This window comes from Shimia sp. (assembly GCF_049116215.1).
In the GTDB taxonomy this organism is placed as follows: Bacteria; Pseudomonadota; Alphaproteobacteria; order Rhodobacterales; family Rhodobacteraceae; genus Shimia.
In genome coordinates, this window is sequence record NZ_JAGDZB010000003.1 from 624,988 (window position 1) to 648,736 (window position 23,749).

The 23,749-nt window shown below is 55.9% G+C and carries 26 protein-coding genes and 1 tRNA gene; 13 read left to right on the plus strand and 14 right to left on the minus strand.

The annotated features are described in order from the left end of the window. Positions 1-116 precede the first annotated feature (116 nt). Positions 117-815: a PAS domain-containing protein gene (locus JXR15_RS11650; RefSeq protein WP_422053389.1), complete on the minus strand. Its 699-nt coding sequence runs from the start codon at positions 813-815 to the stop codon at positions 117-119. Positions 816-1,055: 240 nt separating this feature from the next. Between JXR15_RS11650 and JXR15_RS11655 the strand changes: the two genes are divergently transcribed. The 11 genes from JXR15_RS11655 to JXR15_RS11705 all read left to right on the plus strand — a co-directional run bounded on the left by JXR15_RS11655 (position 1,056) and on the right by JXR15_RS11705 (position 11,883). Continuing rightward, positions 1,056-1,946, plus strand: a complete 891-nt coding sequence (locus JXR15_RS11655) for a YicC/YloC family endoribonuclease (RefSeq protein ID WP_422053390.1) — start codon at positions 1,056-1,058, stop codon at positions 1,944-1,946. A gap of 4 nt (positions 1,947-1,950) precedes the next feature. Next, positions 1,951-2,592, plus strand: a complete 642-nt coding sequence (gene gmk, locus JXR15_RS11660) for a guanylate kinase (RefSeq protein ID WP_422053391.1) — start codon at positions 1,951-1,953, stop codon at positions 2,590-2,592. After that, on the plus strand, positions 2,592-3,113 hold the full coding sequence (locus JXR15_RS11665; protein ID WP_422053392.1) for a gamma carbonic anhydrase family protein: 522 nt from the start codon (positions 2,592-2,594) through the stop codon (positions 3,111-3,113). The genes gmk and JXR15_RS11665 overlap by 1 nt, the downstream gene beginning before the upstream one ends. A 122-nt stretch (positions 3,114-3,235) precedes the next feature. Further along, on the plus strand, positions 3,236-4,312 hold the full coding sequence (locus JXR15_RS11670; protein ID WP_422053393.1) for an ATP-binding protein: 1,077 nt from the start codon (positions 3,236-3,238) through the stop codon (positions 4,310-4,312). A 141-nt stretch (positions 4,313-4,453) separates the two neighbouring features. After that, the gene (locus JXR15_RS11675) at positions 4,454-5,488 is read left to right on the plus strand and encodes a substrate-binding domain-containing protein (protein WP_422053394.1); all 1,035 of its coding nucleotides are present in this window, start codon (positions 4,454-4,456) and stop codon (positions 5,486-5,488) included. 91 nt (positions 5,489-5,579) lie between these two features. After that, entirely contained in the window at positions 5,580-7,052 is a 1,473-nt protein-coding gene (gene pstC / locus JXR15_RS11680; protein ID WP_422053395.1) for a phosphate ABC transporter permease subunit PstC, read from the plus strand. Then, on the plus strand, positions 7,049-8,404 hold the full coding sequence (pstA, locus tag JXR15_RS11685; RefSeq protein ID WP_422053396.1) for a phosphate ABC transporter permease PstA: 1,356 nt from the start codon (positions 7,049-7,051) through the stop codon (positions 8,402-8,404). Before pstC ends, pstA begins: the two co-directional genes overlap by 4 nt. Positions 8,405-8,420: 16 nt before the next feature. Next, the gene (gene pstB / locus JXR15_RS11690; protein WP_422053397.1) at positions 8,421-9,218 is read left to right on the plus strand and encodes a phosphate ABC transporter ATP-binding protein PstB; all 798 of its coding nucleotides are present in this window, start codon (positions 8,421-8,423) and stop codon (positions 9,216-9,218) included. A gap of 11 nt (positions 9,219-9,229) precedes the next feature. Then, positions 9,230-9,925 carry a phosphate signaling complex protein PhoU gene (phoU, locus tag JXR15_RS11695; RefSeq protein ID WP_422053398.1) on the plus strand — a complete coding sequence of 232 codons (696 nt, stop codon included), beginning with the start codon at positions 9,230-9,232 and terminating at the stop codon, positions 9,923-9,925. 24 nt (positions 9,926-9,949) lie between these two features. After that, the gene (phoB, locus tag JXR15_RS11700; RefSeq protein ID WP_422053399.1) at positions 9,950-10,639 is read left to right on the plus strand and encodes a phosphate regulon transcriptional regulator PhoB; all 690 of its coding nucleotides are present in this window, start codon (positions 9,950-9,952) and stop codon (positions 10,637-10,639) included. A gap of 479 nt (positions 10,640-11,118) precedes the next feature. Continuing rightward, positions 11,119-11,883 carry a LuxR family transcriptional regulator gene (locus JXR15_RS11705; protein WP_422053400.1) on the plus strand — a complete coding sequence of 255 codons (765 nt, stop codon included), beginning with the start codon at positions 11,119-11,121 and terminating at the stop codon, positions 11,881-11,883. A 435-nt stretch (positions 11,884-12,318) separates the two neighbouring features. On the opposite strand, the gene tsf is transcribed toward JXR15_RS11705, so the two are convergent. The 5 genes from tsf to JXR15_RS11730 form a co-directional block, all read right to left on the minus strand. Further along, positions 12,319-13,194 (minus strand): translation elongation factor Ts, encoded by an 876-nt coding sequence (gene tsf, locus JXR15_RS11710; RefSeq protein ID WP_299420616.1) that lies wholly within the window; start codon positions 13,192-13,194, stop codon positions 12,319-12,321. A gap of 73 nt (positions 13,195-13,267) precedes the next feature. After that, positions 13,268-14,038 carry a 30S ribosomal protein S2 gene (gene rpsB / locus JXR15_RS11715; protein ID WP_299420619.1) on the minus strand — a complete coding sequence of 257 codons (771 nt, stop codon included), beginning with the start codon at positions 14,036-14,038 and terminating at the stop codon, positions 13,268-13,270. A gap of 189 nt (positions 14,039-14,227) precedes the next feature. After that, on the minus strand, positions 14,228-15,055 hold the full coding sequence (locus JXR15_RS11720; RefSeq protein ID WP_422053401.1) for a lysophospholipid acyltransferase family protein: 828 nt from the start codon (positions 15,053-15,055) through the stop codon (positions 14,228-14,230). Next, on the minus strand, positions 15,052-15,831 hold the full coding sequence (locus tag JXR15_RS11725) for a GNAT family N-acetyltransferase (protein WP_422053402.1): 780 nt from the start codon (positions 15,829-15,831) through the stop codon (positions 15,052-15,054). The genes JXR15_RS11720 and JXR15_RS11725 overlap by 4 nt, the downstream gene beginning before the upstream one ends. Before the next feature lie 122 nt (positions 15,832-15,953). Then, on the minus strand, positions 15,954-16,148 hold the full coding sequence (locus tag JXR15_RS11730) for a DUF3553 domain-containing protein (protein ID WP_299420629.1): 195 nt from the start codon (positions 16,146-16,148) through the stop codon (positions 15,954-15,956). A 29-nt stretch (positions 16,149-16,177) separates the two neighbouring features. Between JXR15_RS11730 and JXR15_RS11735 the strand changes: the two genes are divergently transcribed. Next, a complete protein-coding gene (locus JXR15_RS11735; protein ID WP_422053403.1) occupies positions 16,178-16,774 on the plus strand; it encodes a histidine phosphotransferase family protein in 597 nt (198 codons plus the stop codon). A gap of 48 nt (positions 16,775-16,822) precedes the next feature. Here JXR15_RS11735 and JXR15_RS11740 read toward each other — a convergent pair whose 3' ends face one another. The 8 genes from JXR15_RS11740 to JXR15_RS11775 all read right to left on the minus strand — a co-directional run bounded on the left by JXR15_RS11740 (position 16,823) and on the right by JXR15_RS11775 (position 23,552). Beyond that, positions 16,823-18,091 carry a glutamate-5-semialdehyde dehydrogenase gene (locus tag JXR15_RS11740; RefSeq protein WP_422053404.1) on the minus strand — a complete coding sequence of 423 codons (1,269 nt, stop codon included), beginning with the start codon at positions 18,089-18,091 and terminating at the stop codon, positions 16,823-16,825. 68 nt (positions 18,092-18,159) lie between these two features. After that, positions 18,160-19,266: a glutamate 5-kinase gene (gene proB / locus JXR15_RS11745; protein WP_422053405.1), complete on the minus strand. Its 1,107-nt coding sequence runs from the start codon at positions 19,264-19,266 to the stop codon at positions 18,160-18,162. Then, positions 19,254-20,306: a GTPase ObgE gene (gene obgE, locus JXR15_RS11750; protein WP_422053406.1), complete on the minus strand. Its 1,053-nt coding sequence runs from the start codon at positions 20,304-20,306 to the stop codon at positions 19,254-19,256. The genes proB and obgE overlap by 13 nt, the downstream gene beginning before the upstream one ends. 55 nt (positions 20,307-20,361) lie before the next feature. Further along, positions 20,362-20,901, minus strand: coding sequence for a GNAT family N-acetyltransferase (locus JXR15_RS11755; protein ID WP_422053407.1), 540 nt, complete (start codon positions 20,899-20,901; stop codon positions 20,362-20,364). Positions 20,902-20,914: 13 nt separating this feature from the next. After that, entirely contained in the window at positions 20,915-21,508 is a 594-nt protein-coding gene (locus tag JXR15_RS11760; protein ID WP_422053408.1) for a LysE family translocator, read from the minus strand. 83 nt (positions 21,509-21,591) lie between these two features. Beyond that, positions 21,592-21,861 carry a 50S ribosomal protein L27 gene (gene rpmA / locus JXR15_RS11765; RefSeq protein WP_108890078.1) on the minus strand — a complete coding sequence of 90 codons (270 nt, stop codon included), beginning with the start codon at positions 21,859-21,861 and terminating at the stop codon, positions 21,592-21,594. 23 nt (positions 21,862-21,884) lie between these two features. Beyond that, positions 21,885-22,487 carry a 50S ribosomal protein L21 gene (locus JXR15_RS11770; RefSeq protein WP_422053409.1) on the minus strand — a complete coding sequence of 201 codons (603 nt, stop codon included), beginning with the start codon at positions 22,485-22,487 and terminating at the stop codon, positions 21,885-21,887. 195 nt (positions 22,488-22,682) lie between these two features. Continuing rightward, positions 22,683-23,552 carry a DUF2059 domain-containing protein gene (locus tag JXR15_RS11775; protein ID WP_422053410.1) on the minus strand — a complete coding sequence of 290 codons (870 nt, stop codon included), beginning with the start codon at positions 23,550-23,552 and terminating at the stop codon, positions 22,683-22,685. Between the two features lie 106 nt (positions 23,553-23,658). Here JXR15_RS11775 and JXR15_RS11780 point away from each other — a divergent pair. After that, a tRNA-Ser gene (locus JXR15_RS11780) sits at positions 23,659-23,748 on the plus strand. Position 23,749: the final 1 nt, after the last annotated feature.

A 23,749-nucleotide genomic window follows, 5' to 3' on the forward strand; every position in this document is an offset into this window, starting at 1 on the left:
ACAGAATAGCCGCAAAGCACTTGTCTGCAGATATTCATATTCTGAAGTGCAGACACAAAAAAAGGCGGGGTGCCATGTCCAGTAGACCCCGCCTTCTTTGTGAGACCAGATTTCTTCTAGTCGTCCGACACAACCACCCGCAGGTGCGGATGCCGGGTTGGAGCAAGGCGCGGCGTGGCCGGTGTCTTGGCGTGCTCTTGCGCAGGCTTGATTCCAGCCGGGGTGGTGATTTCGACTTTCTGAGGCTGAGGTGTCGCCATGGTGTCAGAAAGAATGCTGGTGCTTGGCATGTCGATCCGGCGCAGGAAGCTGCCTTCCAGATCAAACCGCTGCGGTGCGCGGCCCAGATCTCCGTCCACGGTGATGGCGCCGAGAATGCGGTTCACTTCGCCACTGTCAGAGCGCAGCGGCAGGAGCATCATTTCAGCGTTTAGACCGTTGCGGCGGAAGCCACGGGTAGTGCTCATTTCCAGACGGCCAATTGCTGGCGCAGCAAAGACTTTTTCCAACGCTTGACCAAAGCTGTCGCGAGACGCTTCGTTGATCAGCGCGGACATGGGCATGCCGCGCATGTCCATGCCCATCACATCGGTGAGCGTGTTGCAGGACACCCGCAGGCGCGCCATGCCCGGTGCGATGCGTTCCAGAATGAACGCGTGCTTGAGCACTTTCTGAATTTGGCGTGGGTCCACGTCGCTGCGATAGGGCACCGGGTGCCCGTCGCGCAGGCCGTCCCAGTAAGCTTTTACATCCTGCATCACGGCGATGCTGTGCACCTTTGCCGCGCTGGATTTTCCGTCACCAAAAATTCTCATGCTCTTCCCCCCAAGGAAAAAACTCTACGTCTGAACTTTGAACTCTCACTCGCGTCTTTGAGCCGGTTTCTGTTGCCGTTTGCTCAAAGTCGTAAACAACTTGTAAATCAGTTATCTCACATTTTAGCGGATTTGCGATAAAAAATGATTTCAATGGTTAACCGTTTGCGCCGTTAACGTTGCTCTTCACGCAGGAATAGATTTAGCTGTTACGCAACTGAAATTGCAGGAGGACGTCCCGTGCTGGAGTCTATGACCGGATACGCAAGCCTTAAGGGTGAGGGGCAGGGACACAGCTGGACCTGGGATTTGCGGAGCGTAAATGCCAAAGGGCTTGATCTGCGCCTGCGTGTGCCAGATTGGATTGAAGGGCTGGAGCCGGCGGTGCGTGGCGCCTTGTCCAAAGGTATGGCGCGGGGATCTGTGAACCTGTCTCTGCGGGTCAATCGCGATGACGAGACCGGCGCGCTGGCGGTCAATGTGGCACAGGTGGAAGCGGTGCTGGCGGCACTTCAGGCCGTCGAAGAGCGGGCCATGGACAAGGGTATCTCGCTCGCACCGTCCAAAGCGAGCGATCTGTTGTCGCAACGCGGAGTGATGGAGCAAGCGGTGGATGAAACCGACAGCAAAGCGCTCTTGGCAGCAATCACTGCGCAATTGCCCGAGCTGTTGGCCAGTTTCAAAGAGATGCGCGTCACAGAAGGCGCGGCCTTGGAAGCGGTCATGAGCGATCAGTTGGAGCAGGTGTCTGACCTGACTCAACAAGCCGCGGAGGCGGCCGAAGCGCGTCGCGAAGAGGTGGCTGACACGCTGAAGTCCAATCTCGCACGGGTTTTGGAGAATGCTGACGGTGTTGACGAAGGGCGCGTGGCGCAAGAATTGGCCATGCTGGCGGTCAAAGCGGATGTGATGGAGGAGTTGGACCGGTTGCGGGCCCATGTCACGGCCGCGCGCGAATTGATTGCAAAAGGCAGCCCGGTTGGCCGGAAGCTCGACTTCCTGATGCAAGAATTCAACCGTGAGGCCAATACGCTGTGTTCCAAGGCTCAGTCGGTGGATTTGACGCGGATTGGGCTGGACCTCAAGGCCGTGATCGACCAGATGAGAGAACAAGTTCAAAACGTGGAATAATCACATGACCCAGCGACGTGGCCTGCTTATCATTCTATCTTCTCCCTCTGGCGCGGGGAAATCAACGCTCGCACGGCGGTTGATGGAATGGGACACTGGTTTGAGTTTCTCGATATCCGCCACCACGCGGTCGCCACGTCCCGGAGAGGAGCACGGCCGCGAGTATTACTTCCTGTCTGAAGATGATTTTAAAGGGCAGGTGGCGGAGGGTGAAATGCTGGAGCACGCCCACGTTTTTGGTAACTTCTACGGTTCGCCAGCGGGCCCAGTACGTGAGACCATTGAAAGCGGCAATGACGTGCTGTTTGACGTGGACTGGCAAGGTGAGGCGCAGATCCGCAATTCCGATTTGGGCAAACACGCGCTGTCGATCTTTATTCTGCCGCCATCGATCAAAGAGCTGCACCGCCGTTTGGTGAGCCGTGCGCAGGACAGTGAAGATGTGATTGATAAGCGGATGCAGAAAAGCTGGGATGAGATCAGCCACTGGCATTCTTATGATTATGTGCTGGTGAATGATGATTTGGACGCGACAGAGGCACAGCTGAAGACCATTATTGCGGCTGAGCGCATGCGCCGTGAACAGCAACCTGCGCTGCAAGGCCACGTGAATGGGTTGCAAAACGAATTTCAGGAGATGTCCTAATGCCGATGTATGAGTTGGATGGTGTTGCGCCTAAGCAGGACGACAGCAGCTGGGTTGCACCGGATGCCAATGTGATCGGCAATGTGGTGCTTGAAGCGGACACCTCGGTCTGGTTTGGTAGCACGCTGCGAGGCGACAATGAGACCATCACAGTTGGCGCCGGATCCAACGTACAGGAAAACACGGTGATGCACACCGATCCCGGCTACCCCTTGACGATCGGTAAGAACTGCACAATTGGCCACAAAGCCATGCTGCATGGCTGTACCATTGGCGACAACAGCTTGATTGGCATGGGTGCGACCGTGCTCAATGGTGCGAAGATTGGGAAAAACTGCCTGATCGGGGCAGGGGCGTTGATCACGGAAGGCAAGGAAATCCCGGATGGCAGCCTGGTAATGGGCGCGCCGGGCAAGGTCGTGCGCCAGTTGGATGAGGTTGCGATTACCGGTCTGACAATGTCGGCGAAGCATTACCAAGCAAACGCAAGACGCTTCAAAGCGGGGCTGCGCGAGGCTTGACGGCAGGTTTTCTCCTGCCAAAGACGTTCTGTCATAAAACTGTTACAGTAAAACGGTTTGAGCCGTGGGGTTAATGTGCCCCGTGTCGGGCAATGCAGGACGGAACGGACGGGAGCGGGGCGATGCCGCATGATTTTTACAAGAGCTATCTAGAGGCCGTACCGCTTCCAGCGGTGCTGGTTGATGCACAAGCGCGCATATTGGCGGGCAATGAAGCCGCGGTGAAGCTCAATCCACATGCGGATGATGATCGGCCGTTGATTGTGGTGTTCCGCCAACCCAGCCTAAACAGCGCGGTGGATGCCTGCTTGAAAGATGGCAAAAGCCATAGGGCGATCTATGCACACAACGATGGCCCGCAAGAACATCGCTTTGACGTTAAAGTGTCACCGGTGGATTTGGTGGCGGCTTCCGGCGGGCGACTCGTTGCGCCAAGCATGCGCACCAAAGGGGTGATGATCTGTTTTCAGGATGTCACTGAGGTACAACAGCTTGACCAGATGCGGCGAGATTTTGTGGCGAATGTCAGCCATGAGCTGCGTACGCCACTGACCGCGATCCTAGGGTTTGTAGAGACACTTCAGGGGCCAGCACGGGGCGACAGCGCTGCCACAGAACGGTTTCTCAGCATTATGTCCGAGGAGGCCAGCCGTATGAACCGGCTGGTTGGAGATTTACTGTCTTTGAGCCGAGTTGAGGAAGTCTCCCGCATGCGGCCCACTGATCCGGTCAATCTCGATCAGATTATTCGTGCAGTGATCCGCAACCTGTCACCTTTGGCGGAGAGCAACCAAAGCAAAGTGACCTACAAAGATGCGGTGGCGCCTGTTGTTGTGCCGGGCGATCCGGACCAGCTTTTGCAAGTGATCACCAATCTTGTAGAGAACGCGCTGAAATATGGCGGGCAGGGCACGCATGTGGAGGTGAGCCTTACGCAGGTGCAATCGCAGGCTGGCCTACGCGGCGAGGGCTGGATGGTGTCGGTGAAAGACAATGGCCCCGGTATCGACACCATTCATATCGCACGTCTAACAGAGCGGTTTTACAGAATCGATTCTCACAGATCGCGGGAAATGGGCGGCACCGGCTTGGGACTGGCAATTGTGAAACATATCATTAATCGCCATCGCGGCCGATTGAAGATTGAAAGCACTTTAGGAAAAGGCAGTGTTTTCAGTGTGGTACTCCCTGCCGCCTAAGTCGACATTTTACTTGGGCGTCACAAAAAACGCGATTTGTCACACAGCTGTTACATATGCGTCACAAAAGCTTTGACCAGGCACTTTAGATCGTCGCTCGAGACTGTCGACGAACAGTCTGGATCAAATGGAGTTACACTTATGTCCGTCAAACTGACTGCCTCTGCTCTGGCCATCGCGGCCGTTGCCGCCACTTCTGCCGCCGCGCGTGACCAAGTACAGGTCGCCGGTTCTTCCACCGTTTTGCCTTACGCCTCCATCGTGGCGGAAGCTTTCGGTGAAAACTTTGACTTCCCAACCCCGGTTGTTGAATCCGGTGGGTCGTCCGCAGGTCTGAAGCGCTTCTGCCAGGGTGTTGGCACCGAGCACACCGACGTGGCAAACGCGTCCCGCAAGATCCGTGAAAAAGAGATCAAGGCCTGCGCCGAAAACGGCGTGACCGACATCATCGAAGTCCGCATCGGTTATGATGGCATCGTGTTTGCTTCCCAGCTGAACGGCCCTGCTTACACCCAGTTCACTCAGTCCGACATCTTCAACGCGCTGGCCCCAAAGGTGATGGTAGACGGCAAACTGGTTGATAACCCACACAAGCAGTGGTCTGACTTCAACCCTGACCTGCCTTCTGAAGACATCTTGGCTTTCATCCCAGGCACCAAGCACGGCACCCGTGAAGTGTTTGAAGAAAAAGTTGTGGCCGCAGGCTGTGAAGCCACTGGCGCCTTCGAAGCGATGATGGCTGCTGGCATGTCTGAAGACGACGCAGAAGATGCATGTCTAGCAGTGATGTCTGACGGCCGCGCCGTGGACATCGATGGTGACTACACCGAAACCCTGGCCTCCATCGACGCCAACGCAAATGGCATCGGCGTGTTTGGTCTGGCGTTCTACGAAAACAACACCGACAAGCTGAAAGTGGCGACCATGGCAGGCGTTGAGCCTTCCACCGAGACCATCTCCACCGGTGAATACCCTGTGTCCCGCCCACTGTTCTTCTACGTGAAGAAAGCGCACATCGGCGTGATCCCAGGCCTGAAAGAATACGCGGAGTTCTTCATCTCTGACGAAATCGCAGGTGGTGACGGCCCTCTGGCAGAGTACGGTCTCGTGTCCGACCCAGCGCTGGTTGACACGCAGGAAGCTGTTGCAGCTGAAGCCGTCATGGGCGGCATGTAAGCCAGTCAGGCTTTGAAACTTCGAAGAGGCGGCGCGTGTCGTCGCCTCTTCTCAACTTAGCAAGTCTTGAAACAAGACTTTTGGGGGACCAATGCCTCTTCTTTGGCTCTGTGTATCTGTGCTGGCGATTGCGGTCGTCGGCTTTGTTTTTGGGAGACAGCGCGCGTTGAGCAGTGCTGGTGGTGACATCCGATCACTGCATTCCCTGCCGAATTATTATGGCTGGAACGTGTTCATGAAAGTCACGGTTCCGGTTTTTGGTGTGGTGGCCTTGTGGCTGATTGCGCAGCCGATGGTGTTGCAGAGCAGCATTGCGGGCATGATCCCTGAGAGCGAGATCAAAGAAGGCTCCAACATGGGGCTGGTGATGGCAGAGGTGCGGCGTACCGCCAATGGCATTGAGAATGCCGTGGCGGCAGGTGTGATGAGCGACGCGATGGCGCGGGATACCAATGCCGACAGTGCCGCTGTGACCCAACTGTTGAAAGACGCAGGCCAAGTAGTGACCAGCGAGGTTTCCCAATCGCTGCTGAACGCGGCGCAGGCCTTCCGATCGATGCATGCCACCGGCGCCTTGCTGATGAGCATTGTGGCACTTGGCGTCGCCCTTGCGGCGGCAGGTGTGGCCGCGATGCAGAGCAAGCCAGACTTTAAGGCGCGAAACGCGGTGGAGCGTGGCATTCTGATGCTGCTGATTGCGGCGGCCTCGGTGGCGATCCTGACCACCATCGGAATTGTGCTGTCTCTGGTGTTCAACACCATCGAGTTTTTCCGGCTTTACCCAGCGCTGGACTTCTTCTTCTCGCCGGAATGGGCGCCCAGCTTTTCTGGACGTGGCGGATCTTCCAAGCTGGGCATTCTGCCGCTGCTGTGGGGTACGCTTTATATTTCGATCATCGCGCTGCTGGTGGCCGTGCCAATTGGCTTGTTTGCGGCGATCTATCTGTCGGAATACGCCACGCCGCGCATTCGCAGCATTGCCAAGCCGATGCTGGAGATCCTCGCGGGTATTCCGACCATCGTCTACGGTCTGTTTGCTCTGCTAACGATCGGGCCGATGCTGGTATCGGTGTTTGGGCAGGACGGTCTGGGCTGGATGAGCGGTGGCCGGGCGGTGATGACCGCCGGGATCGCGATGGGCATCATGTTGATCCCCTTTGTGAGCTCGCTGTCTGATGACATCATCAACGCGGTGCCACAGGCGATGCGAGATGGTTCTTATGGCCTTGGCGCGACGCAGTCTGAAACCATCAAACAGGTGGTGATCCCAGCGGCCCTGCCGGGCATCGTGGGTGCGGTGCTCTTGGCGGCATCCCGCGCGATTGGGGAAACCATGATTGTGGTCATGGGGGCAGGGGCCGCGGCGCGGTTGTCGCTCAACCCGTTTGAAGCCATGACCACCGTGACCGCCAAAATCGTCTCGCAGTTGACCGGCGACAGTGACTTTGCCTCACCAGAGGCGCTGGTTGCCTTTGCCCTGGGCATCACCCTTTTTGTTTTGACCCTAGCCCTTAACGTGCTCGCGCTCTTCATTGTGCGCAAATATCGGGAGCAGTACGAATGACCGACGCAAGTCTTCCCAACGCAGGTGGCGCGCCCAAGTCTGGCTCGCTGCATGAAATCGACGCGCGCACCAAGAAGCGCAACGCTGCTGAGAAACGCTTCCGCATGTATGGTGTGGCAGCGATTGCCACGGGCATCATTTTCTTGATCGTGCTGTTGTTTGCGATCCTGACCAACGGTCTGGGCGCGTTTCAGCAGACGTTTATCAACGTGCCGGTTTACTTGGACGAAGCGAAGCTCGACAAAAAGGGCAACCGCAACATTGATGACATCAAGAAGGTCTCGACCTTTGGCTACAACCCGCTGATCCAAAAAGCGGTTTTGAAAGCGGTTGAGGGTGCGGGCATTGAAACGCCACTGAAGAAGTCCAAAGAAATGAAGGCGCTGATTTCGGCCTCTGCCGCGGCGCAAGTGCGTCAGGCCGTGATCGATAATCCGGCGCTGATTGGGCAGACTGTGGAATTCCGCTTCCTCGCGTCCAGCCGGGTGGATGGCTACCTGAAAGGACGTGTGCACCGTGAGCATCTGGCGCGTGACAAGAATATCGATGCGGAGCATCTGGATATTGTCGACGGGCTTAAAGAGATCGGCGTGGTGAAGAAAAGCTTCAACCCGGCGTTTATCTTTGGTGCGGATGCCTCTGAGAGCCGCGCAGAACAGGCCGGGATCGGTGTGTCGATGATTGGCTCGCTTTTCATGATGCTGGTGGTGCTTTTCTTGGCCTTGCCGATTGGTGTGGCTGCTTCGATCTACCTCGAGGAATTTGCACCGAAGAACCGTTGGACCGACTTGATTGAGGTGAACATCTCCAATCTCGCTGCAGTGCCATCAATCGTGTTCGGTATCCTCGGTTTGGCGGTGTTCATCCAATTCATGCACTTGCCGCAATCTGCGCCTCTAGTGGGCGGGCTGGTGCTGACACTGATGACCTTGCCAACGATCATCATCTCGACCCGCGCGTCGCTCAAAGCCGTACCGCCGAGTATTCGCGATGCGGCGCTGGGGGTAGGGGCCTCCAAAATGCAGTCCGTGTTCCACCACGTGCTGCCGCTGGCCGCGCCAGGCATTCTGACCGGTACCATCATTGGATTGGCGCAAGCGCTGGGTGAAACTGCGCCGCTCTTGTTGATCGGCATGGTGGGCTATATCGCCTCAAACCCGCCCGGTGGCGTGGTCGAAGGCCTGATGTCGCCGAACTCCGCGATGCCAGCCCAGATTTACGAATGGGCCAAACGGGCCGACCCAGCCTACTACGAACGCGCCTGGGGCGGGATCATCATTCTCTTGATCTTCCTCATCACAATGAACACTCTTGCAGTACTCCTGCGCCGCCGGTTTGAACGCCGTTGGTAAGCGAAGGAACTCTCTCATGTATGACACTGAAAAACTGGGGACCGACGTGAACCAGAACGACACCAAAATCTCCGCCCGCAATGTGCAGGTTTATTATGGCGACACCCACGCGATCAAAGATGTGAACGTGAATATCGAAGCCAAATCCGTAACCGCCTTCATTGGCCCGTCCGGTTGCGGAAAGTCAACTTTCCTGCGTTGTATCAACCGGATGAACGACACAATTGATGTGTGTCGCGTCGAAGGTGATATCAAAATCGATGGCGAGGATATCTACGACAAACGCGTCGATCCGGTACAACTCCGCGCCAAAGTGGGCATGGTGTTTCAGAAGCCAAACCCATTTCCGAAGTCGATTTACGACAACATCGCCTACGGGCCACGTATCCATGGTTTGGCAAAGAACAAAGCCGAGCTCGACGAAATCGTTGAGAAATCCCTGCGCCGTGGGGCGATCTGGAACGAAGTGAAAGACCGTTTGCACGCGCCAGGAACCGGCCTGTCTGGAGGTCAACAGCAGCGTCTGTGCATCGCGCGCGCCGTGGCAACCGAGCCGGAAGTGCTGTTGATGGATGAGCCTTGTTCCGCACTGGACCCAATTGCCACAGCTCAAGTCGAAGAACTCATCGACGAGCTGCGCGACCAGTTTTCTGTGGTGATTGTGACCCACTCAATGCAGCAGGCGGCCCGTGTAAGCCAAAAGACAGCCTTCTTCCACCTCGGCAATTTGGTGGAATACGGCGACACTTCCCAGATTTTCACAACCCCCAAAGATGAACGCACTGAAAGCTACATCACTGGCCGGATCGGCTAAGGAGAGAGACCATGAACGACCAACATATTGTGTCCGCCTTTGACCGCGATCTGGAAGGCATTCAGGCCCATGTGATGAAAATGGGTGGGCTTGTCGAAGCCGCGATTGGCGAGGCAGCCAACGCAATGGTGGCTCGGGATCAAGAACTTGCGGAGCAGGTGAGGGCGGCTGACAAAGCCATCGATGGGCTGGAAGAATTGATCAACGAACGTTGCGCCAATTTGATTGCGTTGCGGGCACCTGCAGCAGTGGATTTGCGGGTGGTGCTGTCGGTGATGAAGATTGCCGGCAACCTGGAACGCATTGGCGACTATGCAAAAAACATGGCCAAGCGGACCTCTGTTTTGGTGCATATGGAGCAGGTTGAAGGCGCGCATGCGTCGCTCAAACGCATGGCCCATGAAGTTCAGCTGATGCTGAAAGATGTGCTAGACGCCTTTATTCAGCGCGACGTGGATTTGGCGCGGGATGTGCTGGAACGGGATGAAAGCGTGGATCAGATGTACAACGCCTTGTTTCGCGAATTCCTGACCTTCATGATGGAAGATCCACGCTACATAACGCCCTGTATGCACTTGCATTTTATGGCGAAAAACACCGAGCGCATGGGCGACCATGTCACTGCGATTGCCGAGCAGGTGGTCTATCTGGTGACCGGCAGCATGCCGGAAGACGCCCGTCCAAAAGCCACACGGCTCGATGCCTAACACACCCTTTAGAGGATAAAGACGATGGCAAAAGATCATCCCACCGTTCTCGTCGTTGAAGACGAACCTGCACAGCGCGAGGTTCTCAGCTACAATTTACAGGCCGAAGGCTTTGATGTGGAATCCGCCGCAGACGGCGACACCGCTCTGATGATGATTCAGGAGGTCCAACCGGACATCATTGTGCTGGACTGGATGCTACCCGGAACATCCGGCATCGAGATCTGTCGACGCCTAAAAACCCGAACTGAAACCCGCAGCATTCCGGTAATCATGTTATCGGCAAGGTCCGAGGAAGTGGACCGTGTGCGTGGCCTGGAAACCGGCGCGGACGATTATGTGGTCAAGCCATATTCCGTGATGGAGCTGATGGCACGGGTACGAAACCAACTGCGTCGTGTGCGGCCATCCTCCGTTGGGCAAACTCTCTCATATGAGGACATTATCCTCGACGCTGAAACCCATCGCGTGACCCGCAACGAAGAGGCGTTGCGGTTGGGCCCAACAGAGTTCCGTTTGCTGGCGACCTTCATGGAGAAGCCAGGCCGTGTTTGGAGCCGGGAGCAACTGCTGGATCGGGTGTGGGGTCGGGACATCTACGTCGATAGCCGAACCGTTGATGTTCACATTGGGCGTTTGCGCAAAGCATTGTGTGTGCATGGTGGCGAAGATCCATTGCGGACAGTGCGCGGCGCAGGCTATGCGCTGGGGTGATTGTTCCTTATGTGAAAGTTGCTGTGCAACCCCTTAAGAAAGCAGCTCTATTTGCACGACGGTGGTCATGTAACCCGTTCAAAACTTTGGGCGTGCGATTTACCTTTTGCACGCCTCAATGCGGATATCAATAAGACGCATAATATGTATTATGTTGCTTTTTATTGTCTGATCATCGACTTTAGTCGCATACAGAACAGCCAGGACGAGATACAGGAAGCCACTCTGAACGTCCGCTTAAAATTCCAAAAAACATAGTAATTTAGACTATTTGGACCCTTCAAATCAGGTGTGTTTGCCAAATTCCTACCGGATAAAGACAACGCTTACGACTATAGACATCTCACACGTGTTTAAGCTAACCTCTTGGTCAAGTTCATGGGGATGAGCTGTGCGTTAGGAAACCCCAAAACGAGTATTGTTCTAGATCTGTCTCCGCTTGCTGAGCAGCTCTGTGTTATGTGTATAAGAAGGTCAAAATGAACGACACGATCGACTACATCGAAGAAGTGATGAACCAAACAAGTCTTGAGGCGCTTTGGGAATTGCACTGTGCCAAGCTCGAAACCTTTGGCTTTGATAAGATCATTTACGGATACACAAACTACCGCAGTGGCATGTCTCTTGGCGATGTGGCGGATTTCTTCATTCTGTCGACCTACGAGCGCGCGTACCTAGATCAGTTTATTGGCGGCGGTCTCTATTTCAACGGCCCTATGATGAAGTGGACTTTGGAAAATACTGGAGCTCAAAGCTGGCGATTGGCGCGGGAAGCTTATGATGCGGACCAGCTGACAGAAAAGCAGCGTGAGGTTTTTGAGTTCAACCAAGACTATGGATTGGAGGCCGGCTACACGGTCAGCTTCCCCACAGTGTCCTCGCGCACCAAGGGTGCAATCTCGTTAGGTGCTCGGACAGGCGTGACACAGGAAGCCCTTGATGCGCTTTGGGAAAAACGGGGACGCGAACTTACATTGATCAACAATGTTGCACATTTGAAGATCCAGTCCCTGCCCTACAAAAACCCTGAGCGGGAGCTGACCAGACGCCAGAGAGAGGTCTTGGAATGGGTCGGAGACGGAAAAACCATCCAGGATATTGCGCTACTGATTGGCCGAACCCCAGCCACAGTTGAAAAACATTTGCGTCTGGCACGGGACGCGATGGATGTTGAGACAACGGCGCAAGCGCTGCTCAAGGCGTCCTTCCTCAAGCAAATTTACTTGCTCGAAGCGCACAACTGACGCATAATAGCGTCACTAGTATGGTAATCCTGACTTGTTGGTTAAGTGTCAGAATGTCAAAATGACATCGTTCCGTGAGTGGTGGCTTTGGCCTTTGGAACATATCGACTGTGACCTTCGCAATATCGAAGCTCTCAAGGTCGACCGGTAATCAACCCGGTGTCGGTGATCGGTTTATTTCGGCCGGGATCTGACATTTTCGGTGGTCTCCCCATCCCCATGTTTTGGAGACCGGAGAAAAGGAACGGCGTCATCTCCTGATGACGCCGTTTTCTTTTGCATTATCAATCGCCTAGTTGGTTGAAAAAAGAGATTATATGATCGTCCTGTCGCGTCCCTAACTTTTTGCGACTGCCTAGTGACCCCCTACCCAAGCGCAACAAAAAAGGCCGCCCCAAACTGGAGCGACCTTCTTAAGAACTTGTGCAGGTGGGCTTAACCCTGAGCGGCTTTGGCCACTTCTGCTGCGAAGTCTTCTTCTTTCTTCTCGATGCCTTCGCCCACTTCCATGCGGACGTAGCCAACGATTTCGGCACCAGCTTCTTTGGCAGCCGCGGCTACGGTCAGGTCTGGGTTGATCACGAAGTTCTGGCCCAGCAAGGTGACTTCGGCCATGAATTTCTTCATGCGACCAACGATCATCTTCTCGATCACCTGCTCCGGCTTGCCGGATTCACGTGCGATTTCGATCTGAACGTTTTTCTCTTTTTCAACAACCGCTGGGTCCAGGTCATCTTCGCCCAGAGCCTGTGGGTTAGCCGCTGCGATGTGCATGGCAACCTGCTTGCCAAATGCTTCGTCGCCGCCTTTCAGCGCCACGAGAACACCGATTTTGCCCATGCCGTCGGTTGCTGGGTTGTGCACGTAGGAGGTCACAACGTCACCTTCAACGGACGCCATGCGACGTACGGACATGTTTTCACCGATGGTGGCAACGGCTTCAGTCACGGTTTCTTCAACGGACTTGCCGCCCAGATCCGCAGCTTTCAGCGCGTCTACGTCAGAAACGTTCACCGCGGCACCAGCAATGGAAGATACCATCGCCTGGAAGTCAGCGTTTTTGCCAACAAAGTCGGTTTCGGAGTTCACCTCAACGGCAACACCTTTGCCACCTTCAACTTTTACGGCCACCAGACCTTCGGCTGCGGTACGGCCAGATTTCTTTGCCGCTTTCGCCAGACCTTTGGTGCGCAGCCAATCGATTGCTGCTTCCTGATCGCCGTTGGTTTCGGTCAACGCTTTTTTCGCGTCCATCATGCCTGCGCCGGTCATCTCGCGCAGTTCTTTAACCATTGCTGCTGTGATCGCCATCTTTGGCTCTCCTCGTCAGAATTGGGAATGTCGGGGGCGGGTTTACCCTGCCCCCATGTCAAATGTGTAACGCTTAGGCGTCTGCGGCAGCTTCTTCAGCAACGGCTTCTTCAACCGGTGCTTCGAATTCGCCCAGATCTACGCCAGCGGCGCCCAGCTGTGCGGTCATGCCGTCCAGCGCAGCGCGGGAGGCCAGATCACAGTACAGGGAGATCGCGCGGGATGCGTCGTCGTTGCCTGGGATGATGTAGTCAACGCCATCTGGGGAGCAGTTGGTGTCAACGATCGCCACAACTGGGATACCCAGCTTGTTGGCTTCGGCGATGGCCAGAGCTTCTTTTTTCACGTCGATGACGAACAGCAGGTCAGGAACGCCACCCATGTCGCGGATACCGCCGAGAGAGGCTTGCAGCTTCTCCTGGTCGCGCTCGATGCCCAGACGCTCTTTCTTGGTCAGGCCTTCGGCACCGGTTGCCAGCTTTTCATCAATCTCTTTCAGACGGTTGATGGACTGGGACACGGTTTTCCAGTTGGTCAACGTGCCGCCGAGCCAGCGGTGGTTCATGTAGTACTGTGCGGATTTCTCAGCGGCGTCTGCGATCGGCGCTGCGGCCTGACGCTTGGTGCCAACGAAAAGAACGCGGCCACCTTTTGCAACGGTGTCACGAACAGCGTTCAGAGCTGCGTCCAGCATTGGAACAGTCTGGGTCAGGTCCATGATGTGGATACCGTTGCGGGAGCCGTAGATGAACGGGCCCATGCGTGGGTTCCAGCGCTGTGTTTGGTGACCAAAGTGAACACCAGCTTCAAGCAGCTGACGCATGGAGAACTCAGGAAGAGCCATGTTGTATTTCCTTTTCCGGTTTACGCCTTGGCGGGGAGAAGTGAGAGCGGATGCTCCAACCGGCGGATTGACAGGGATGTCTCCCCTGCCCGACCCAAACCCCGCCTGCGGGTTTGAATGGCGCGCGTTTACCGCAGGATTTGGCCGTGCGCAAGGGGGTATTGCCCATAAAATGCTGGGCAGCACCATTTATTCAAAGCGTTCTTTCAACGTTGTGCGGATTTGATCTTCCGCCGTCCTGGCCAGTGCCTTGCGATTTGTAAAATCGGCCACTTTCAATGGCGGATGGTAAATCACATCAATGCGCCCTTGGCGCGGTGCAGCCAGAGTGGACAGAAGATGCGGTGCAAAGTCCATATCGCCCCACCAACCATAAAACCGTGCCTCTTCGCCTTTGGGCGCCTGATAGTGCACGGTAACCGGTTGGATCAACATAAAGTCCTTAAGGCGCGGATCAAAGAACGCCTCAAAGAGCGTTGTTTTAAATGGCAAAACCCGCAAACTATCGCTGCTGGTGCCTTCCGGGAAGAACAGCAATTGGTGACCTGCCAGAAGGCGGTCTTCGAAGACCTGCTTTTGTGCACGGGCATCTCGTCGGTCGCGGCGAATGAACACAGTGCCCGTGGCTTTTGCAAGCCACCCGATACCTGGCCACTTGGCCACCTCAGCTTTGGAGACAAAGTAAACCTGCTGCGCCGCATTCAGCGAAAAGATGTCCAGCCAAGAGGAGTGGTTCGCGACTACGGCCCCCCGGTCCTGAATAGGCGTACCTTGCACTGCAAAATGAATGCCCATCAGTCGGAAGGCATTTCGGCAAACAAATTGCGTGATGTAAGGCGTCCAAGGGCGGCGCAGCCCAAACAGTGGTTTTTCGAGCAGGCGGATGAAAAGCAACAGTAGAAGACACCCAAACACCAATATAGCCAATGGAAGGCCGCGCAAAATCAAGCGCAAGACGCCGCCAAAGCCCAACTTTACAGGCTCAGGATAGCCTTCTTCACTTTCCCAAACGCTCACAGATTGCGCTCCTTGGTATAGAGCGCCCGGTTTTTGTCATTCATGCGACCGGTGTCGAGGATCAGACAGACGTCGGTGGTGTTAAAGGCATGGTCAAGATAGGCGCCCGCGCCCACAAAACCACCCAACCGCAAATAGGCTTTGATCAACGGCGGCACCGCCAACATGGCGGCGCGGCGATCAATTTGATCCTCAGGGATCAGATCCATGGTTTGAAACACGCCGGGTTGCGCGGAAGGACGAATGTCTGCCGGAGCAAGATGGCGATTGTGCAAGAGCGATAAAGACTGGCCCAGAGCGTTCACATCAGTGCCATGGAAACTTGCAACACCGAACAGGATTTCAATCTCATGTTCCGCCACATAGGTGGCGAGGGCATTCCAAAGATGAAACATCGCAGCACCGCCGCGATAGTCTTCGTGCAGACATGACCGGCCCAGTTCCAAAAGCTTGCGACCGGACTTCTTCAACACTGTTAGGTCGTACTCATCTTCTGAATAAAACCGGCCGATTTTTGCCGCCGCATCATCACGCAGCACGCGGTAGACACCCACAACCTTATCCATGGCGGGAACGTCCAAAGCGGAATCGATCAAAAGGAGATGGTCGAAATGTGGATCGAACTGATCGATTTCCAGCCGCGCTTCGTGATCCACCAGTGGCCCGGAACCGCCCAATTCTTCGACAAACACACGATACCTTAGGCGTTGGGCCGCCTGAAGCTCTTCTGCATTTGCAGCAAGCTTAACCTTAAATTTCGGGCTATGCGCGCTCATGCGAAACCGAGGACCTCTTTGTTTGCAGGCGTTTTAGGTGGCTAATCGGCGAAAATCAACCAATTGCCAAGCAACTGATCTGTTGACGATTTCCGACACTCGTGCACTATTTGTTAACCTAATTACGTCTCTGTGGCAGGCATCAACAAAACACGTGATCCATCGATCACAACCTTGCCGGCCTCTCGAAAATTCACGGTTATTTTTCCGTGGATGTTGGATTGCACCTGCCCAAGCCCCCAATCGGGTTGCGCGGGGTGGGTTACCAACATACCTGGTTCGAGGAAGGCGTTAAGGTCAGAATTTGGATCGCTCATCAGGCGCTCATGCAGTAAAGGAAAGTTGCATGTCACATAATACGGATTTCGCAGCATTGGTAGGGTCGCGGATCTGCCACGATTTGATCAGCCCGGTTGGCGCCATTGGCAACGGGTTGGAATTGATCGGGCTGACCGGCGATGCCAAGGGCCCCGAAATGGAGATGATCTCTGACAGTGTGAACAATGCCAACGCACGCATCCGCCTGTTTCGCGTGGCCTTCGGCCAGCCAAGTGATGCGCAGATGGTTGGTGAGGCTGAAATTCAATCCATTATACAAGGGCTTGCTCCCAGCTCTCGTGTGACGACCTATTGGGAAGTCGAAGGCGCGGTGTCCCGTTCAGAGCTGCGTCTCGCGTTTCTGGCAATGATGTGTTTTGACACTTCGATGCCTTTTGGCGGCACCGTAACTGTGACCAAAGACAGCGACAAATGGCTGTTGCTGGCAGAAAGCGAAAAATTGCGCGCAGATACTGAACTTTGGGACCCTGTTGCCAAAGGTGAAATCCCGGCTGACCTTGTGCCAGCAAAAGTGCAATTTGGCCTATTGCCTCAAGGCGCTGCGTTGCTGGATCGGACCTTGGCGGTGCAGATCACCGATGTCAGCGTGGAAGTGACATTCTAAACAAAAAGGGCGCCCAATGAGGCGCCCTTTTTAATCGGAAAGCCTGGCTTAGGCGCGCGTTGTGCCGTCGCCTTCGACCAGATACTTGAAGCTGGTCAACTGCGCGGCTCCTACGGGTCCACGAGCGTGCATTTTACCGGTGGCAATGCCGATCTCCGCGCCCATGCCAAATTCACCACCGTCCGCAAACTGGGTGGAGGCATTGCGCATCAAAATGGCGCTGTCGAGCCGCTCAAAGAAGCGCGCGGCTGTGGCGTCATCTTCGGTTAAAATGCAGTCCGTGTGATTGGAGCCATATTGGCGAATGTGCGCGATGGCCGAGTCCACATCCGCGACCACTTTGGCTGCGATATCCATGTCGAGGTATTCTTTGCCCCAATCCTCTTCCGTGGCCGCGGTCGTGCGACCTTCAATAACCGGAAGCACAGCATCGGTGTGCAGCATCACACCAGCCTGCGCCAGAAGAGTGAGAACCTCCGTGCCCAGGCCGTCGACGATATCCTGATGAATCAAAAGACACTCCGCCGCGCCACAAATTCCGGTGCGGCGGGTTTTAGCGTTGAGCACCACGTCGAGGGTTTTCTGTGGGTCTGCATCCTTGTCGATATAGATGTGCACAATGCCTTCCAGATGCGCGAAAACCGGCACACGGGCTTCACGTTGCACAAGCCCAACAAGCCCTTTGCCGCCGCGCGGCACAATCACGTCCACGGTGTCAATCATCGTCAGCAATTCCTGTACCGCCGCGCGGTCGCGGGTGGGTACAAGCTGGATGGCAGCCTCCGGCAGACCCACAGATTTGAGACCGTCGACCAGGCAAGCGTGGATCGCGCCGGAACTGTGAAAACTCTCTGAGCCTCCGCGCAGGATAACCGCGTTTCCGGATTTCAAGCAAAGCGCACCGGCGTCTGCGGTCACATTGGGACGGCTTTCATAGATAACGCCAACGACCCCCAAAGGCGTGCGCACACGCCGGATGTTGATCCCTGAAGGCATGTCCCATTCGGTAAGAACTTCGCCAACTGGATCATCCTGGTCGGCAACCGCGCGCAGGCCGGTGACAATTCCTTGAATGCGGTCTTCGTCCAGCATCAGGCGGTCCATCATCGCGTCCGACAGGCCTTTGTCGCGGCCAAATGCGAGGTCTTTTTTATTGGCTTCAATGATCTCGGCACGGCGAGACCAAACGGCTTCGGCAGCCGCCTCCAGCGCAGCGCGTTTGGTTTCCGGCGGGGCAAAGGCCAGCTCCGCGCTTGCCGCTTTGGCGTTGTCGCCAATCTGGGCCATCAGGGCGGGGATGTCTGCGATGTCTTTCATCGGTTCAGTCCTTTGCTAGGGAGTGATAAATGTCGCCTTCGGCGAGGATATTTAGGGTCAAATGAAGTCTAAAGCGCCAGATCATCCCGGTGGATGAGAGCGGCGCGGCCCGGGTATCCGAGCACATCTTCGATGTCGCGGCTGTGGCGGCCTTTGATTTTGTCGGCCTCGTGAGAAGAATATGCCGCCAAGCCCTGGCCCAAGCGATGGCCGGTGCCGTCGCGGATTTCAATCGGGTCACCGCGGCTGAAGTCCCCATTCACAGTGGTGACACCTGCGGGCAAGAGGCTTTTACCGGACATCAAAGCAGTGGCGGCACCGGCGTCCACCACAAGCGCGCCTTGCGGTTTCATCGAGGTGATCCAGCGCTTGCGGGCAAGTTGTGGCGTGTCTTGCGCCAGGAACCATGTTGCGTTGGCGCCATCTTCAAGCGCCTGAATTGGCCGCAAGGTGGAGCCTTCTGTGATGGCCATGTTGCAGCCGCCCGCAGTGGCGGTTTTGGCCGCCATAAGCTTGGTGATCATGCCGCCTTTGGACAAGCCGGAGACACCTTCACCAGCCATGCCTTCGATCTCAGGCGTGATCTCTTCGACCACCTCAAAGCGATGGGCGTTGGGGTTGGTCATAGGATTGTCGGAATAAAACCCGTCCACATCCGACAGCAGGACCAAACTGTCCGCACCAGTGGTCAGCGCAATTTGGGCGGCCAGGCGGTCGTTGTCACCATAGCGAATTTCGTCCGTGGCCACGGTGTCATTTTCGTTCACAATGGGCACCACGCCCAGGGTCAGGAGCTGGTCCAAAGTGGCGCGGGAGTTGAGGTATCTCCGCCGGTTCGAGCTGTCTTCTAATGTTACAAGCACTTGGGCCGTGGTGATCTGATACGGCGCAAGCGCTTCTTCATAGGCGCGAGCCAGACGGATTTGGCCAACGGCTGCTGCCGCTTGGGATTGATCCAGCGACAGGTCAGCATTGGGTAGATCTAATGCGCGGCGGCCCAAGGCAATCGAACCAGAAGACACCAACACCACATCCGTGCCGCGGGTCTTCAGCATGGCCACATCTTCCGCCAGTGCTTTTAACCAGTCTGCTTTCAACAACCCTGAGGTCCGGTCAACAAGAAGCGCCGACCCGATTTTGATCACAACCCTTTTTGTGTCTCTTAGGGTCGCCACGGCGCCTCTTCCTCATCGGAGTCTGCGGCCTCTTCGATTTTCTGACGCAAACGGTCGTCATCGATCTGCGCCCGCAATGCCCGCAACACCTCCGTGGTGCCCTCATGGCTGGCACCGGACATCAGGAGCACTTGTCCGCCGACCACAGACTCAAGTTCTTCTTTAAGGAATTCGCGCTCTTCCGCGTCCAAGCTGTCAATTTTGTTCAACACTGTCACACGGGGCTTGTCTGCCAAAATGTCCGCGTAGTTGGTGATTTCCTGAACGATGGTTTTGTAGTCTTCCAACAAAGTGCCCGACGTGCCGTCCACCAGATGCAGCAGCACAGCGCAGCGCTCGACGTGACCAAGGAAGAGGTCGCCAAGGCCCCTGCCCTCACTGGCACCTTCGATCAGGCCAGGAATATCGGCAACGACAAATTCAACGCCATCGACACCAACCACACCCAGATTTGGATGCAAGGTTGTGAACGGGTAATCCGCAATCTTGGGCCGCGCGTTGGACGTGGCCGCAAGGAAGGTGGATTTGCCCGCGTTTGGCAGCCCCAACAAGCCCACATCCGCAATCAGCTTGAGACGCAGCCAGATGGTTCGCTCGACACCCGGCTGACCCGGGTTGGCGCGACGTGGGGCCTGGTTGGTCGAAGACTTGAAGTGCAGGTTGCCGAAACCACCGTTGCCACCTTTTGCGAGCAGCACACGCTGTCCCACTTCGGTCAGGTCCGCAATCACGGTTTCCTGATCCTCGTCCAGAATCTCAGTCCCCACAGGCACACGCAGGATGATGTCATCGCCGGTTTTGCCGGTCCGCTGATTGCCCATGCCGGGCTGGCCGGATTTGGCAAAGAAGTGCTGCTGATAACGGAAGTCGATCAGAGTGTTCAGTCCTTCAACCGCTTCGGCCCAGACATAGCCGCCATTGCCGCCGTCGCCACCATCGGGGCCACCATATTCGATGTATTTCTCGCGCCGGAAGGACACACAGCCCCCGCCGCCGCCGCCGGAACGGATGTAGACTTTGGCAAGGTCTAGGAATTTCATATCATTGGTCCTTTTGCGACGCGTGTTGCGCTCTTACCTTGCCACGCGGCGAGGCTCAATCCAGTTTCAAACTATATGTCCAGGTTGGCACCGTGGCATCACGCGCGAGAGAGAAACTTTCGGCGTCGCCAAGGTACTGAAACCCGCAGTTGGTCAGCACACGGGCCGAGGCCGGATTGTCCTGAAACACCGAGGCAAAAAAGGTGCTGCTGTTGAGAGGGTTGGCCGCGATCATGGCGCGGACCGCCTCTGAGGCCAGACCTGTGTTGCGGAAGGCCTTGCCTATCCAATAAGCAATCTCGACCTGCCCGTCGTCCACGCGGGTCAAACCGATCAAGCCCATGACCTCAGGTTGGCCGTCTGCGCTGCCGTCAAAGGCCCAGACGTCCTGCACACGCCCGTCAGACTGCGCGCGATTGATAAAGGCCTCGATGTAGCCAGGCGGCAACGGGTGCGGAATAGAGGCGGTCAAACGCGCCAACTCCCGATCCGCAGTGTGCATCTCGATCAGACCTTGATCTGAACGACGCAATGGGCGCAGCACAAACCGCTCCGCTTCAATCACCGGCTGATTGACGATGGTGTCCAATTTCATCGCGGTCTCCTCCTCAAAGAACCACATAAAGCACTGAGGCCACTGTCAAAGCAGCCAAAGTACGCATCAAATGAATTTCCTCGGGCTTGCCAGCCACAGTGCGGGCGATCCGATCCCCGGCATAGGTCCAGATCGGATGAAAAACCGCCTGTGCCGCCAAAAGGCAGATGGCGATGGTTGCCGTCGCTTGCAAGGCGGGTGTCGCGGGTGTGACAAAATTTGTGAACCCCGCCACAATCATCGCCCAAGCCTTTGGATTGAGCGGATGCACCAGAAGACCGGCAGAAAAACCGGGCGGATGATCACTCTCACCACTGCCGGGAGCCAGCCGTAAATTGGCGACTTTCCACGCAAGCCAGCAAATATAGGCCGCGCTGATCCACTTCAGCGCGACAAAGACCTCTGGCACAGCTTCGGCCAGTTCCATCAAGCCAAAGCCAATTGGCCAGATGATCAACTGCTTGCCCAATGCTACGCCCGCGACAAACGGCAGCGCCGCCCTAAAGCCAAACCGCGCACCTGTGGCCAATAGCGCCATATTCGCAGGCCCAGGTGTGCCCACCTGACTTGCAGCAAAAACGCTAAAACTGATCACGGCGACGCTCATGTCGAATCTCAAAACTCGAAAAAGAAAAAGGGCCGGCTTTGTCAGCCGGCCCCTGTATGTTTCATAACCTTTACGGGTTCGGCTTATTCAGCGGCCTCCGCCACCGGGAGAACCGAAATAAAGGTGCGGCCTTTGAGGCCTTTGTGGAACTTAACGTTGCCGTCAACAGTCGCAAAGATTGTGTGATCTTTGCCCATGCCAACGCCTTCGCCCGGCCACATCTTTGTGCCGCGCTGACGCAGGATGATGTTGCCTGGGATGACGTTTTCGCCACCGTATTTTTTCACGCCTAGACGACGACCCGCGGAGTCGCGACCGTTACGGGAACTACCACCAGCTTTTTTATGTGCCATATCGTTGCTCTCCTATACTTCGCTTACTTCGCCAGATCGGCTGCTTGTGCAACCCACTCAGGCTTCACTTTAACCGCATCAAAGCTCTCTACGTCAACTGCTGCCAGCTGGGCGTATGAGGTGATGCCTGCGTCTGCCAGTTTCTTGGCTGCGGCCGGACCAACACCAGTGATGGCGGTCAGATCGTCAGCTGCGGCTGCGGCAGGTGCTTCTGCTTTCTTGGCAGCTTTGGCAGGCTTGGCCGGTGCAGCAGCGGCAGGCGCGGATACGGAACCCGAACCGATAGCAGCTTTCACGCCGGATTTGTCTGCGCCGGAGGCCAGAATGTCGGTGATGCGAACCAGAGTCAGCTTCTGACGGTGGCCCACGGTGCGCTTGGAGCTGTGCTTACGACGACGCTTCACAAATTTGATCAGCTTTTCGCCTTTGATCTGGTCGATCACGTCGGCTTGTACAGCGGCACCTTCAACGAAAGGCGCTCCAACAACGGTGGTGTCACCGCCAACCATCAGCACGTCGTTGAATTGAATCTTTTCGCCAGCGTCTGCAGCCAGTTTTTCGACACGCAGGACGTCGCCTGCCTGTACTTTATACTGTTTGCCGCCGGTCTTCAGGACTGCGAACATGTCCTATTCCTTCGATCTTATCGCGTCCTTTGGTCCCGCGGCCCGTAGGCTTTGGCGTTTTTGGCAGATGCCACCTCAAACAGCGCGCCCAGGTATGGGCTGTGTTACAAAAAATCAGGCGCAAAGTGCATACTTCACGCCAGATGGGCGCTTATCCTGTGGAAAACTGTTCAAGTCAAGGCGTTTTTGACAGTGCTACAGGTCCTGAACCGGCTGGATGTCGCCCATACGCAGCGCCAGAGCTTCAAAGCGGTTGGACATAACCTCAAAATGCACCGCGTTCATCAACTCATACACGGTCATCATGTCCGGGTGCTCCAGAGCTTCGGTGTATTCGACCAATTCCTCAAGTGTGAAGTCGCGGTAGGTATAAGCTGCATTGGCCAGCGAGGCCGTCTCGATCGCGTCAGCCATCTCCTCCGCGTTCTCGTTCAACAGTGCGCGCAGCCCGTCCTCGTCGGTGCGCAGGTCAATCACCCCAGCATAAGACGCCGCCAGGATGAAACGGACCTGAATTTCGGTCATTGCCTGCGGGCCAATGTCATTTGGGTCAATCGCAACACTCATGCGGCGAAAGAGATCGATACGCGGATCGTCTTTGGCTTGTAGCTCTGCCAACATGGCGTTTCCAACTAAGTCCTTTTCCTCGTCATCCGCCATATGGCTGACATTTTCGACCTCCACCAGGCGTTGGCCGAGATCGGAGGCATAGAACGCCGCCGCGTGAGCCAACAAGCCATCGTCGAGAGTGGCCTCCAATATATCGAGTGCCCTGCCCTGCATCATTTCAGTGTCAAACACATCTTCTGCAACGGCAGTCCATTGCGCGCCAAAATCACCTTGATTCATGCCCAGCAAGTCCGGTGCGGACGTTGCGGACAAAGCAATTGAGTCAATCGCCACGTCAAAACCAGTGACTTTCAAAAACGCTTGCACATTGTCCCGATCTGCGGCTTGCGCCATCGAGACCAGCACAAACAGGCTGGTCAAGGCTGACAATCCCAACAAGAGCAACTGATTTTTGAGAGGATCAAACGGGGCCGCGCGGGCAGAAGTCTTTTGCATGTCGCCAAGCTAAATCATTTGTTGCACAAAACAATACAAATCCCACTTGCGCCACATCACAATCCCGATTAAACGACGCCCTCACACAGACCACGGTCTATCGGACGGAGAGGTGCCGGAGTGGTCGAACGGGGCGGTCTCGAAAACCGTTGTCCCTTCACGGGGACCCAGGGTTCGAATCCCTGTCTCTCCGCCAC